13 protein-coding genes are annotated in these 13,225 nt (G+C 72.5%); 6 read left to right on the top strand and 7 right to left on the bottom strand.

Annotated features, from left to right (window positions below):
- Nucleotides 1-15: 15 nt before the first annotated feature.
- Nucleotides 16-1,977 carry a bifunctional aldolase/short-chain dehydrogenase gene (locus tag ACFRCG_RS02175; protein ID WP_380027770.1) on the bottom strand — a complete coding sequence of 654 codons (1,962 nt, stop codon included), beginning with the start codon at nt 1,975-1,977 and terminating at the stop codon, nt 16-18.
- A gap of 201 nt (nt 1,978-2,178) precedes the next feature.
- Entirely contained in the window at nt 2,179-2,733 is a 555-nt protein-coding gene (locus ACFRCG_RS02170; RefSeq protein WP_380027768.1) for a MarR family winged helix-turn-helix transcriptional regulator, read from the bottom strand.
- A 66-nt stretch (nt 2,734-2,799) separates the two neighbouring features.
- On the opposite strand from ACFRCG_RS02170, the gene ACFRCG_RS02165 reads away from it, so the two are divergent.
- From ACFRCG_RS02165 to ACFRCG_RS02155, 3 genes are all read left to right on the top strand, one after another.
- Nucleotides 2,800-3,855, top strand: coding sequence for an alpha/beta hydrolase (locus ACFRCG_RS02165; RefSeq protein WP_380027766.1), 1,056 nt, complete (start codon nt 2,800-2,802; stop codon nt 3,853-3,855).
- A 7-nt stretch (nt 3,856-3,862) separates the two neighbouring features.
- Nucleotides 3,863-4,141 (top strand): hypothetical protein, encoded by a 279-nt coding sequence (locus tag ACFRCG_RS02160; RefSeq protein WP_380027763.1) that lies wholly within the window; start codon nt 3,863-3,865, stop codon nt 4,139-4,141.
- Between the two features lie 275 nt (nt 4,142-4,416).
- Nucleotides 4,417-4,737: a hypothetical protein gene (locus ACFRCG_RS02155; protein ID WP_380027761.1), complete on the top strand. Its 321-nt coding sequence runs from the start codon at nt 4,417-4,419 to the stop codon at nt 4,735-4,737.
- Between the two features lie 346 nt (nt 4,738-5,083).
- Here ACFRCG_RS02155 and ACFRCG_RS02150 read toward each other — a convergent pair whose 3' ends face one another.
- From ACFRCG_RS02150 to ACFRCG_RS02140, 3 genes are read right to left on the bottom strand one after another with little or no spacing between them, the layout of a single operon-like run.
- On the bottom strand, nt 5,084-6,130 hold the full coding sequence (locus ACFRCG_RS02150; RefSeq protein WP_380027759.1) for an iron-containing redox enzyme family protein: 1,047 nt from the start codon (nt 6,128-6,130) through the stop codon (nt 5,084-5,086).
- A complete protein-coding gene (locus ACFRCG_RS02145; RefSeq protein ID WP_380027957.1) occupies nt 6,127-6,315 on the bottom strand; it encodes a CDGSH iron-sulfur domain-containing protein in 189 nt (62 codons plus the stop codon). The genes ACFRCG_RS02150 and ACFRCG_RS02145 overlap by 4 nt, the downstream gene beginning before the upstream one ends.
- Before the next feature lie 34 nt (nt 6,316-6,349).
- A complete protein-coding gene (locus tag ACFRCG_RS02140) occupies nt 6,350-7,006 on the bottom strand; it encodes a HemK2/MTQ2 family protein methyltransferase (RefSeq protein WP_380027757.1) in 657 nt (218 codons plus the stop codon).
- Nucleotides 7,007-7,217: 211 nt separating this feature from the next.
- On the opposite strand from ACFRCG_RS02140, the gene ACFRCG_RS02135 reads away from it, so the two are divergent.
- A complete protein-coding gene (locus tag ACFRCG_RS02135; protein ID WP_380027755.1) occupies nt 7,218-8,096 on the top strand; it encodes an SDR family oxidoreductase in 879 nt (292 codons plus the stop codon).
- Nucleotides 8,097-8,212: 116 nt separating this feature from the next.
- Here ACFRCG_RS02135 and ACFRCG_RS02130 read toward each other — a convergent pair whose 3' ends face one another.
- Together ACFRCG_RS02130 and ACFRCG_RS02125 are read right to left on the bottom strand one after the other, a co-directional pair.
- Complete coding sequence (locus ACFRCG_RS02130) at nt 8,213-9,832, bottom strand: amidohydrolase family protein (protein ID WP_380027753.1); 1,620 nt, start codon at nt 9,830-9,832, stop codon at nt 8,213-8,215.
- Nucleotides 9,833-9,842: 10 nt separating this feature from the next.
- A complete protein-coding gene (locus ACFRCG_RS02125) occupies nt 9,843-11,132 on the bottom strand; it encodes an amino acid deaminase (RefSeq protein WP_380027750.1) in 1,290 nt (429 codons plus the stop codon).
- 227 nt (nt 11,133-11,359) lie between these two features.
- On the opposite strand from ACFRCG_RS02125, the gene ACFRCG_RS02120 reads away from it, so the two are divergent.
- Both ACFRCG_RS02120 and ACFRCG_RS02115 read left to right on the top strand, forming a co-directional pair.
- Nucleotides 11,360-12,424 carry a sugar kinase gene (locus tag ACFRCG_RS02120; RefSeq protein ID WP_380027955.1) on the top strand — a complete coding sequence of 355 codons (1,065 nt, stop codon included), beginning with the start codon at nt 11,360-11,362 and terminating at the stop codon, nt 12,422-12,424.
- Nucleotides 12,421-13,176 (top strand): IclR family transcriptional regulator, encoded by a 756-nt coding sequence (locus ACFRCG_RS02115; RefSeq protein WP_380027747.1) that lies wholly within the window; start codon nt 12,421-12,423, stop codon nt 13,174-13,176. The genes ACFRCG_RS02120 and ACFRCG_RS02115 overlap by 4 nt, the downstream gene beginning before the upstream one ends.
- Nucleotides 13,177-13,225: the final 49 nt, after the last annotated feature.

The following is a 13,225-nucleotide window of genomic DNA, read 5'->3' as shown; positions in this document are numbered from 1 at the left end:
GGGCACGACGGGCACTCACACGACGCGTTCGCTGCCCCCGTCCACGGGGATCTGCGCGCCCGTGGTCGCGGCGAAGTCGTCGGAGCACAGCCGGGTGACCGCCTGCGCGACGGTGGCGCTGCTCACCTCGGTACGCAGCAGGTTGCGCCGCTTGTACTCCTCGACCGTCATGCCGTAGCCGGCGGCCCGCTTGGCCAGGATCTCGTCGGTCCACAGGCCGGTGTCGAAGACCGCGTCCGGGTGCACCACGTTGACCCTGATGCCGTCGGCGGCCCACTCCAGCGCGGCCACCCTGGACAACTGCGTGACGGCCGCCTTGGACGCCGAGTACGCCGCCGCGCCCGGCCCGGGCGCCGGCACGTTGCGGGACGCGATCACCACCACCCGGCCACCACGCGGCGCGAGCGCGAGCAGCGGGTGGGCCTCGCGGAACAGCAGGGCGACGGAGTCCACGTTGACCGCCATCGAGGTGCGCCACGCGTCGGCGTCCAGCGCGGAGATCGGCGCGCCCGGCTTGAACACGCCCGCGCTCGCGACCACCATGTCGAGGCCGCCGAACCGCTCGACGGCGGCCCGCAGCGCGCTCTCCACGGCGGCGCGGTCGGTGACGTCGACGACCTGCCCGAGGTATCCGGCACCCGGCAGGGTCCGCGTGACGCCGGCGTCGAGGTCCCAGCCGACGACGCTCGCGCCGGCCGCCGCCAGCGCCTGTGCGCACGCCCTGCCGATGCCCGACGCGGCCCCGGTGACCAGCGCGACCTCGCCGGCGAACGCCTGCGGCGCCCCGGCGCGGCGCAGCTTGGCCTGCTCCAGGTCCCAGTATTCGAGGTCGAAGATGTGTTCCTCGGACGCGGGCCGGTAGCCGCCGAGGCGTTCGCCGACGGTGATCACGTCCATCGTGTGCCGGTAGATGTCGCGGGCGACGTCGGTGTCCTTGGCGCTGCCGCCGACCGTGAGCATGCCCAGGTCGGGGTCCAGGACGATCCTCGGCGCCGGGTCCAGCGGCTTCAACTCGGTGCCGCGGCGCCGGTGATGGCGTTCGAAGTACTCCCGGTAGCGGTCGGCGTAGCCGGCCACGTCGCGGCCCACCAGCGGCACCCGCTTGGTGCGGATGACGTGGTCGGGGGTCGCCGGGCCCCTGGTGGCGACCTCGGCCAGGTCGGTCCGCGCGACGAACCTCGCCGTGTCCTCGTCCGCGTGCCGGGCGACGATCATCGGCCGGCCCGCCGCCTCGCTGATCTCCCGGCGCAGCAGGGCGAGTTCGGCGCTCGTCGGGCGCGCCGGCGCGGGGGCCGGGGCGGGCGCGGCGTCGGTGTGTTCGGCCAGTCGGCGCTCGGCGCGGGTGATCAGGTCCAGGTGGCGCTCGTACGCCTCGCGGGTGTCGTCGCCGAAGGTGAACAGGCCGTGGTTGAGCAGTACGAGGCCGATGGTCCCGGCGTGTGCCTGGTCGCGCCACACCTCGGCGCAGCGCACGGCGAGGTCGAAGCCGGGCATCACGTACGGGACGATCGCGACGTCGTCGCCGAACACGTCCCGGATCACCGCCTCGCCGTCGGCGAGGTTGGTCAGGGTCAGAATCGCGTCGGCGTGACTGTGTTGTACCGCGCGGTGCGGCAACATCGCGTGCAGCAGCGCCTCGACGGAGGGGTCGGGGGCGGACGCGTCGAGCAGCGCGCAGCGCAGTTCGTTGACCATCTGGGCGTCGCTGAGCGCGCTGACGGTGAGCAGTTCGCGCAGCCGGGCCAGGCGCAGCGGGGCGAACCCCTCGGGGCCGATCGAGGCCAGGTCGTGGCCGCTGCCCTTGACGTAGAGCACTTCGACCGGCGCGCCGGTGACATCGGCGATCTCGGCCTTGACGGAGGTGTTGCCGCCGCCGTGCAGCACGAGTGTGGGTTCGCCGCCGATCAGCCGTGAACCGTAGGCGCACTGCCCCAGGGGACCGTCGCCGGCGTCCGCGTCGGACCATCGATTGCGCATGGGTGCACCGTCCTCGTCCTGGTATTCATCAGACCAACCGAGCCAATTTGTCTGACAACCTAGGAGCTGCCGTGCCCACGGTCAATACGCCGGCCCAGCAGGCCGTGTCCGCCCGGGCGTCACGGCACCGCGAGCGAGGCACACGCCGGGTTCACCGTCGGTGGTGACCGCGCCGCTCCGTCGTCCCCGCTCGACGGGGATTCAGCCGAGGTCCGGCATGAGGGGCGGGCCGTCCTCCTCGACGGCGAGGACCACGACCCGCAGGAGGGCGGCCAGGTCGCCCACCTGCTTGCCCGTCAGGGGTGCCAGCAGGCCCGCCTCGGCGGCCCGCTGGTCGTCGATCACCGCCGCCCACGTCTCGGCGCCCCGGGGGGTCAGGCCGACGAGCAGACTGCGGCGATCCTCGGCCGCGTGCTCACGCGTGATCAGGCCCGCCGACTGCAGGCGATCGAGGCGGCTGGTCAGGGTCGCGGGATGGACGCCGAGCCCCCGGGCCAGGCGGGTGGGCGCCATACGGTACGGCTCGCCCGCCGAACGCAGGCGCCACAGGATCTCGTACTCCCACAACTTCAGGCCGTGCCGCGCCAAGGCGGCCTCCTTCTCCTGCTGCAGGTGTCGCACGAGCATCTGCATGCGGGTGACGGCGCCCTCCAATTCCGGTTCCAGGCCCGGGACTTCGCGCTCCCAACGGAGGATGTGCCGGTCGATCGAGTCTCGTGTCCGCGCCGATTCCGCCGCCGCATGCCGTGCTGTCACGTGGCCACCCTATCCTCCGGAAATTATGATTTCAGATATTTTGAAATCGTAGTACTGTCCGAACCCATGTCGACCTTCACCCTCGCCGGCTGCATCGACGAACACGTCGTCGACAGTGTGTTGCTGCGCGGCAACCCCCTCGGCGACCCGACCCGACGCCCGCTGTGGGTCTACACCCCACCCGACTACGACGAAGCGCCCCAACGCCGCTACCCCGTCACGTACCTCCTGCTCGGCTACGCCGGTACCCTCCCGGTCTGGGGCAACCGCACGGCCTTTCGCAAGCCGGTCCCCGAACTGATCGACGAGATCTTCGCCCGCGGCGAGGCACCCGGGATGGTGCTGGTCTTCGTGGACGCCTGGACCACGTACGGCGGCAGCCAGTTCATCGACTCGCCCGGCACCGGCCGCTACCACTCCTACCTGTGCGAGGAGATCGTGCCGTACGTCGACGCCCACTACCGCACGCTCCCCGAGCGCGAGCACCGGGCCATCGCGGGCAAGTCCAGCGGCGGACTCGGCGCCGCGATCACCTCGATGCTCCGCCCGGACCTGTTCGGCGCCTTCGCCACCCACTCCGGCGACTCGCTGTCCGAGGCCCAATACCATCCGCACTTCCTCACCGCGGTCCGCCAACTACGGCCCTACGGCGGCGACATCCTCCGCTGGTGGACCGACTTTCGCTCGCGCGTCGCCTTCACCGGGGAAGAAGACCTGAACCTCCTGGAGATCCTGGGCGTCTCCGCGTGCTTCTCCCCCGGCCCCGACGGCTCCCCGACCCTCCCCTTCGACCCCCGCACCGGGGCTCTGCGCGAGAGCGAGTGGCAACGCTGGCTGGCCTGGGACCCGGTACGCATGGCCCCCGCGCACGCCGACGCCCTCCGCTCGCAGCGCGGCATCCGAATCGACGCCGGCACCCGCGACGAATGGTTCCTCGACCTGGGTGCCCTGGCCTTCCGCGACGCGCTCACCGACATCGGAGTCCCCGACGACATCGTGTACTTCGAGCTGTTCGAGGGCGGCCACCACGGCGTCGAATACCGCATGCCGCCCGCCCTGGCCTGGTTGGCACACCGCATCACCGACCGCCCCCGACCGTCGGCGCCCGGCGCGGCTTCATAATGGCGTCATGTCGCTCACCGGAACCGACGCGTACCGGGACGCCGGCGCCCTCCCCCCTCTGGTCCGGCGGGCGGTGGAGGCGGCGCGCCGGCACGGATTCGCGTTCTCCTGTAGGCCCGAACAAGGCCGCCTGTTGCGGGTGTTGGCCGCCGGGGCCACGCATCGCATCGGCGAGACCGGGACCGGATACGGCGTCGGCCCGGCGTGGTTGGCCACCGGCGCGCTCCCCGGCGACTGGCGGCTCCCTGCCGACCCCTCCCCCGGTCGGGGTCGGGGGTCGGCGTGAAGCTCCCACGTACGCCGACCGCCGACACTTCCTCCGCACACGCGGTCCATTCGTCGGACCGGGGGGATGGGCCGACCCCGGATCGCGCGGGCACCGGCCACCGGAGCTGCCGGCGCACCCATACGCCTACCCCCGTCACCCCGAGCGATACTCCGCCCGGGTAGGCCTCGAAAACGCCGCGGACGCCCGCCGAGGGCGCCGAGCAGGCGCCCCGGATTCGTACGTCCGCCGGTTCCGCGGGGCCGCGCCGGCAGCCTCGGGGGCACACTGGGGGAATGGACGTTCTCACCGCCCACGGCCACATCGACGTGCCGGGTGGGGGCCGCGTCGAGGTGGACGTCTGTCTGCACGACTGGCCCGCGGCCGACACCGACTACCCGTTCACGTGGAACGCGGTACTCACCGGCGGCCCCAGACTCGCCGTCGGCACCGAGGGTGAACTGCACATCGACACCGAGAACACCGACCACGGCCACCCCTGCGTCGTGATCGCGAGCACCGACCACCACATCCAGGTCCGCGGACACGAGAACCACGCGCGCGCCCTCGCCCCGAAAAGCGAGAACCCGCCGCCGGCGGATACCGCGTTCGAGTGAACCGCACCCGCACCCGATCCCCCTGAGCATCCGTGTCGTTGGGCCGTGAAGAGGCGCCCGACGGGCACTCTCGGCCTCGCGAACCGGCACCCGGGTCCTCGCGCCTGCATCCCGCGAGAACCCGGCCGGGCCACCATGCGAGGACGCCCCCCGCCGGGCCCGCCGTACCCACGAGCGGGCCCGGCGGGGTGCCGCGCTTCGGTCCGCCCGTTCCGGGGACGAGCGGGCCGAGGCGCGGCCGGTCCCGCCCGGCGCCGAGGGGTCGCCTCCTCGGCCGGGTCGGCGGCCGGAGGCGAGAGGAGGTTGGCGAGGAGGACGAGTGCGCCGGGAGCCGCGTGTTCGGTGATCACGGTGCGCTCGTCGCGGCCCGGTGCGCCGGCTCCGAGGCGAGCCGCTCCGGTGTCCGCAGGGAGCTGCGGCCCTCGTTCCAGGCGGTGAGCAGGTGCGCGGCGAGCCGGTCCTCCACGACGCCGCCGGCCCGGATCCCGAAGACCACGTCGTCCTCGAGGTCGGGTTCGTGCTCCAGCACCGCCGCCACCACTTCGCGGCGCATGAGTTGTTCGTGGACGGCGTCCGCCTCGACGTGTTCGGTGTAGAACAGGGCGCACGCCGGGTCCGCGACGTTCAACCGTTCCAGTGCCGCGGCAAGGCGGGCCGCACCGGGTGGCGAGCCGATCTCGATGGCGGCGAACTGGCCCACGGCCATACCCCGGTGTGCCCGGTGCAGTCCGAACAGTGACATGAGGTTGACCACCGCCAGCATCGGCGCCGGCACCCGGTCGAGGTAGAAGCCGTACGCCGGATCGAGCCCGAGTCCGCGCATGAGGTCGGCGAACAACCGCGCGTGCATACGTTCGGCACGGCCGCCGCCGTACTCGTCGAACTCGACGGTGACCACGCCCGCCTTTGCGCGTCCGGTCAGGCGCGGGATGAGCCACGCCTGGGGGTCGGCCTCCTTCAGGTGGTAGAGCGAGCGGTGCACGACGTACTCGCGGAACTGCTCCAGGTCACCGTGCTCCAGGAGGTGGCGGCTGACCCCGGTGCCGTCGAGGGGCTCGATCAGCAGCGGCGCGAGGGCGTCGTCCACACCGCCATCGGCGTCGACGTTCTCCCGCAGTGCGTACAGGAACGACTTCTCCAGTCGCGCGCGCAGACGCAGGAGGTCGGGGTCCCATTCCCAGCGCGGATCGACGCCCGCGAACGCGCGATAGTGCAGTTCGTAGCAGGCGTACAGGGCGAGCTGAAGGTCCTCGCCGAAGCCGTCGGCACCGGAGTCGGCGTCCGGATCGGCTCCGGCCGGCGCCCGTACGCCCGTTCCGGCCGGTTCGGCCAGAGCCGCGAGAACCGCGCGGGACAGCGGCCCGCGAGGGGTGGGCGGCATCGGCGTGGTCATCCGTCCTCCCCGGCCGTCGGTGGGGTGGATGGTGGCTCCGGTGGGAGCCGGTGGGCTCGGTGGCTGGTGTCGCACCACGGCGGGCGACGGGTGCGGCGGCACGAGCACAGGGCCACTACGCTCCGGTCGGAAAAGGCCGTACTCCCGTCGGCGAGCTCCACCTCCACGGGCCCCTCGACCAGCATCGGCCCGCCGTCGACGACCGTGATCCTGCGGGTGTCACTGTGGGAAGTCGCCACGGATGACCACCAACTCCTCCTCGCGGCAGCCCGGCTCGATCAGGCCGCGTTCCTCCAGGAAGGCCGCCCGGGCGGACAGGACGGGACCGAACGGTTCGAGGCTGCGGGCGACCACCCGGGCACGCAGGCCGACGGCTTCGAGCAGCCCCAGCGTCGTCCCCACACCGCACAGCGCGGAGTGCACGACCAGCAGCGTGCCCCGGGGCTTCAGGTGGCGCGGCACCTGGGTACACAGCCGATCCAGCACCAGCCGCCCGTCCGTACCGGCGTCCCAGGCCCGCGCCCGCCCGCGCGGAGAGGCGTTCTCCTCCTGCGTGGGCACGTACGGCGGGTTCGCCAACACCACGTCGAACGTCCGGCCGGCCACGGGTTCCAACAGGTCGCCGCGACGGACGCTGACCCGGCCGCGACGCCACGCGCTGTTCAGGCGAGCCGCCCACACGGCCTGGCGGGAGATGTCGATCGCCGTGACCCGACAACCGGCGGACGTCGCGGACGCCGCCGCGAGCGCCACCGCCCCGGTCCCGGTCCCGACGTCCAACACCTGATCGGCTCGATGCAACCCCTGCTCGACGAACGCCGACGCCAGGAGTTTCGTGTCCGCCTGAGGTCGATACACACCGGGCAAACGGAGCATTCTCATCGTCGTCGGCTGCCCCGGGGGAGCCCCGACAAACTCCATGATCCTCGCGCCGACGGGATCGCACCGGGTGGGCGCCGGGGAACGCGTCCGCTCGTTGCCCGCCGCGCATGGGCCGCAGCCCTGCGGGTAGCGGGCGGATCGCGCGCCCGTACGGGCGACGGCCGTGCCACCGACCACCCCGTGGTCGTGCCCGAAAGGATCCGCGATGAGTGAACCGCCCAAGGAGACTCCCCCGCCCCCTCCCCCGCAGCGGCAGCGCGCGCCGGGCACGACCGGGCGGATGACGCCGTCCCCTCGGGACGAGATGGCCGACTACCGGGGCAGCGGGCTCCTCGACGGCAAACGTGCGTTGATCACGGGCGGGGACTCGGGTATCGGGCGTGCCGTGGCGGTCGCCTTCGCCAAGGAGGGCGCCCACGTCGCCGTCGCGTACCTGTCCGACCAGGAGGACGAGGACGCCGCGCACACCCGACGGCTCGTGGAGGCGACCGGGCGCACGTGTGTGCTCCACCGCGCCGATCTGTCCATCGAGCGCAACTGTCGGGAGATGGTCGAGCGCACCGTGGCCGACCTCGGCGGGCTCGACATCCTCGTCAACAACTGCGGCACCCAGAACCCGGTCGACGACCTCGAACAGCTCGACAGCGCCCAATGGGACCACACGTTCCGGGTGAACATCCACAGCTTCTTCTGGACCACCAAGGCCGCCCTGGCACACCTCCCGTCGGGCGGCAGCGTGATCAACACGTCGTCGATCAACGGCCTGCGCGGAAACAGGACGCTGATCGACTACTCCGCGACCAAGGGCGCGATCCTCGCGTTCACCTACTCGCTGGCCCAGTCCTTCCAGGAACGCGGCATCCGGGTCAACGCCGTCGCCCCCGGACCGGTCTGGACCCCGCTCATCCCGGCCACGTTCCCGCCGGAAAAGGTCGCCTCGTTCGGAGAGCGGACACCCATGGGCCGCGCCGCACACCCCGACGAGATCGCCCCGTCCTACGTCTTCTTCGCCTCCGGCCGCCTGTCCGGCTACTACTCCGGCGAAGTCCTGGCCCCCATCGGCGGCGAAACCCTCCCGGGCTGACCCCGCCGCCCGGTCGGCAAAGGCGCCGCGACCGTCCTCGACCCGCGCCGCCCCGACGCAGGCGGTGGACAGTCGGTGCGGGTCGGCGCCTTCGCGGACCACACGGTCGATCGTCGCTAGGCGGCGGACGTCCCGGTTCGGCGGATCGCCTTGCCGGCGAGGACGTCCGTGCGCCGGCCGTCCTCGATGACGAACCTGCCGTCGATCAGGACGTGTGGGATACCCGTGGGCAGGACGCGCGGGTTTTCGAACGTCGAACCGGCCGCGACCGTGTCCGGGTCGAACAGGACCAGGTCTGCGCGGTATCCCTCGCGCACCAGACCCCGGTCGGGCAGGCCCAGTCGGGCCGCCGAACGCGAGGTCAGGTGCGCCACGCACTCCTCCAGGCTCAGCACCCCCAGCTCGCGGACGTAGCGGCCGAGGTACTGCGGGAAGGTGCCGTACGCGCGCGGGTGTGGCTTGTCACCCTGAAGGATGCCGTCGCTGCCGCCGGTGTGGACCCGGTGGCGCATGATCTGCCGGACGTTCTCCTCGTGCCCGACGTGCTGGAGGATCGTCGAGCCGAGCCGGTCGCCGATGAGCAGGCGTCGGGCGGTGACCCACGGCTGCTCGCCGCGCTCGGCGGCGCTGCGGGCGACGGTCTTGCCCACGTACGCCTCCAGACCCGGGTCGGTGATGCCGGACATCTCGATCGTGTCCCACTCGATGGGGACACCGTGGCAGCCGTCGGAGCCGATCTCCTCCAGGTGGTGGCGGATCCGCTCGGCCTCGGCGTCGTCCCGGAGCCGGGCCAGGGTCGCTTCGGGCCCGCCCTCGCTCGCCCAACTCGGCAGCACGGCCACGAGCGTCGTACATCCGGGTGTGTAGGGATACGTGTCGAGGGAGATGTCGCGGCCGTCGTCCAGCGCCGCGTCCAGCAGGGCCAGGAGGTCGGGGGCCCGACCCTTGTTCACGCCGAAGTTCATCGTGGCGTGGGCCAGGTGGAGCGCGCAGCCGGCCGCCTTCGTGAGCCGCACCATCTCCTCGTACGCCTGCAGCGCCCCGGCTCCGTACGAGCGGTGGTGCGGGCAGTAGTAGCCGTCGTATCGGGCGACGACGCGGCACAGTTCGGTGAGTTCGGCGTCGTCCGCGTACATCCCGGGCGTGTAGGTGAGCCCGGACGACATGCCCACCGCGCCCTGCTCCATGCCCTCGGCGACGAGCTGTTTCATCCGGGCGAGTTCGGTGTCGGTCGCGGGGCGGCCGTCCCACCCCATGGCGTACATGCGCAGTGTGCCCTGCGGGATCAGGTAGGCCGCGTTGACCGCGATGCCCTGCCCGCCGAAGTTGCGGTCGAGGCGGTCGAGGTAGCCGCCGACGGTGCGCCAGTCGAAGTCGATGTCGGAGCCGTCGCCGTTCCAGCCGGTGATCGACCTGCGCACCTCGGCGAGCGTACGGTCGTCGACGGGCGCGTACGACAGGCCGTCCTGGCCGAGGACTTCGAGCGTCACCCCCTGTGCGGCCTTGGCGGAGTGGTCCGGGTCGCGCAGCAGCGCGAGGTCGCTGTGCGCGTGCATGTCGATGAAGCCGGGCGAGAGCGCGAGGCCGCCCGCGTCGAGGGTGCGCCTGCCGGACAGCCGGGGACCGCCCGCACGCCGGATCTCGCTGATTCGGCCGCCGTCCAGACCCACATCGGCCCGGTAGGACGCGCCGGCGGCGCCGTCGATGACGCGTGCATCACGAATGACGAGGTCCATGCGACGGCTCCTAGAACAGGGTGCGGATGTAGTCGGTCACGGTGCCGTCGGCGGTGACCAACGGGATCAGCTGCCATTTGTCGAAGGACGTACACGGGTGCGAAAGGCCCATCCCGAGCCAGTCGCCCACCTCCAATTCGGCACCGGCGTCGGTGGTGATCCAGCCGTGCTGGTCGGAGAGGCCGGTGACGGCGATGCCGACGGCGGGACGCGTCGAGCCGTCGCGCGCGGAGCGCACCACCTGTGCCTCCGGCAGGTCGAGGTCGTACGCGGCGTCGCGTTTGCCGGCGTTGACGAACGCCTGCGTCGCGGACGGGCGGGAGACGACCTGGGCCCACAGCCGGAAGGCCGGCTGGAGGGCGCCCTCGTCGGGGACCCGGTTGAACGGCGTGAGGTGGCGATAGTGGCCGTCGTCGTGTGAGACGTACGCTCCGGAGCGCAGCAGTTTCAGGACCGGGCGGGACAGCGCGGGAAGCTCGGCGAACACGTCGGCCACCGCGTCGAACCAGGCGCTGCCGCCCGCGCTGAGCACGATCTCGTCGAGTTGCTCGAAGCGGCCCCGCTTGTCGAACTCGGCGGCCAGGGACGTCAGTCGGCGCAGCCACGCACGCACCCGGTCGCCGTCGGCCCGCGGCACCTCGCCCTCGTAGCCGGCGACGCCGACGAGGCGCAGGACCGGGGAGGCGGCGACCGCGTCGGCGACCTCGGCGCACTCGCTCTCGGTCCGGGCTCCGGTGCGGGCGCCCTCGCCGGCCGCGAGTTCGACGACCACGTCGACCGGGCGGCGGGCCCCGGCGGCGCGCAGGGCGGCGTCCATCGACACGACGCCGCGCACGGAGTCGACGTAGCACAGGAACCGGAAGTCGGGGTCGGCGTCGAGTTCGGCGGCCACCCAGCGCAGCGCCGCCGCGTCGACCACCTCGTTGGCGAGGAAGACGCGCGGGACGCCGAACGCGCGCGCGACCCGGGCCTGGTGCGGGACGGCCACCGTGATGCCCCACGCGCCGTGCTCGAGTTGGCGGGCGAACAGCTGCGGGGCCATCGACGTCTTGCCGTGCGGGGCGAACGCGAGACCGTGCCGTCGCGCGTACGTCTCCATCAGCGCGAGGTTGTGTTCGACGGATTCCGCGGAAAGGGCCAGGACCGGCGTGGTGAAGCCGCCGGTGAACAGGTTGCGCCGCTCGGCGGCCAGTTCGCCGACGGTCAGGCCCTCGGCGTCCGGTGGCAGGCCCTTGAAACGGTGGTCGACACGCTCGTCCGCGAGCCTGGCGAGCCGTCCGACGGCGTTGTCGACGGCCATGGGCACCTCCGGAGTCTCGTTGCATCCTGTGCAACGGCCATTGCGTATATCGCTCGGTGCTGTCTAACATCCGAGCCGACGCCGGGTCAATGGTCGGCGTCGCGCGGCCGTCGACGAGGCGGATGCGACCGCCCGATGATCTTCGATCATCCGATGAACCAGGAGCCCGAACGATCGTGAGCGTGACCGCACCGGCAACCGTCGACGTCGTCTGCCTCGGCGAGTCCATGGTCACGTTCGTGCCCACACGCTCCGGTCGCCTCGCCGACGTTCCGTCCTTCGAACGCGGCATAGGCGGCGCCGAGTCCAACGTGGCGTGCGCGCTGGCCGCGGCCGGGCACCGTACGCGCTGGCTCAGCCGGGTCGGCACCGACGGCTTCGGCGACCACCTCGTCGAGGCGGTCGCGGCGTACGGGGTCGACACGTCGGCCGTGCGGCGCGACCGGCTCCGCCCGACCGGCATCTACTTCCGCACCGCGGGCGAACGGGCCGTGGGGGACGGCGATCGGGTCACGCCGGCCGGCGTCGACGCGGAAGCCGACGCGGCAACCGTCGCCGAACCCGTCTCGGAAGTCCTCTACTACCGCGCCGGCTCCGCGGCCTCCGCCATGTCGCCCCGCGTCGTACCCGACCGGGACCTGTGGTCGGGCCGCATCCTGCACGTCTCGGGCATCACCGCCGCCCTCTCCGACGACTGCCTCGCGCTCCTGGGCGAGGCGACCCGCCGCCGGCCGGGTCGGCCCCTCGTGTCCTTCGACGTCAACTACCGCGTGAACCTCTGGGACGAGCGCCGGAGCGTGGCGGCCGACCCCGGCGTCCTGCTCGACCTGGCGCGCGGCGCCGACCTGGTCTTCGTCGGCGAGGACGAGGCCGCGGCCGCGTGGAACATCCGCGGCGCGAACGCGATTCGGGCCGCGCTCCCCGAGCCGGGCGTCGTCGTCGTCAAGCAGGGCGGCGCGGGCGCCACCGTCTTCACCGACGACGGGCCGTCGGTGTTCGTACCGGCCCTCACCGTCGACATCGCCGCTCCCGTCGGCGCGGGCGACGCCTTCGCGGCCGGGTTCCTGTCCGCGACCCTGCGCGGCCTGCCGGTACGCCGGCGCATCCGCCACGGGCACCTCATGGCCGCCGCCGCCCTCACCGTCGCGGGCGACCTCGCCGTCCCGCCGCCGCGCGCCGTCGCCGATCGCCTCGCGGCCCTGGACGACGAGGCCTGGGGCAGACTGCGTCTCGGCCCCGGCTGGACCGCGGCCACCGCCACCGGGGCGGACCAGGAGGTATGTACGCCATGAGCCAGACCGTCGACCGCGCGCTGAGCATCCTGCCGCTGCTGGCCCAGGGGCCCGCGGACCTCGGCCAGGTCGCCGAGCGCCTCGGCGTCCACAAGTCCACCGCGCTGCGCCTGCTCCGCACCCTGCACGAGCACGGTCTCGTCTACCGCCAGCAGGACCAGCGCTACCGCCTGGGCGCGCGCCTGTTCGCGCTCGCCCAGGAGGCCGTCGAGAACCTCGACGTCCGCGAGATCGCGCACCCGCACCTGGTCGCGCTCAACGAGCAGTGCGGGCACACCGTGCACCTCGCGGTGTACGAGGAGCACGAGGTCCTCTACATCGACAAGGTCGAGAGCCGCTACCCGGTGCGGATGTACTCGCGTGTCGGCAAGCCGGTCGCGATCACCGTCGCCGCCGTCGCCAAGTTGCTCCTCGGCGACCTGCCCGAGCCCGAACGGCGCGCCGTCGCCGAGCGGCTCGACTACCCCATGTACACGTCCCGTTCGATACCGAACGCCGCCGCGTTCCTCAGGGAACTGGCGACCGTCCGCGAACAGGGCTGGGCCACCGACCTCGGTGGCCACGAGGAGTCCATCAACTGCATCGCGGCCCCCGTCCGCGGTGCCGACGGTCTGGTCGTCGCCGCCATGTCGGTCTCCGCGCCGAATGTCGTCGTCACCGCCGAGGAACTCCTGACCCTGCTCCCGCTGGTACGCCGCACCGCCGACGCCATCACGCGGGAGTACTCGGGCACCGCCCACCCCCCGCGATGACCGCCCGACGACCGCGCGATCAGCGCCCGATCACCGCCCCGACCGAGAA

It is taken from the genome of Embleya sp. NPDC056575 (assembly GCF_042793325.1).
In the GTDB taxonomy this organism is placed as follows: domain Bacteria; phylum Actinomycetota; class Actinomycetes; order Streptomycetales; family Streptomycetaceae; genus Embleya.
Note: the sequence above shows the minus strand (reverse complement) of the source record. Positions and strands in the feature narration are given on the sequence as shown.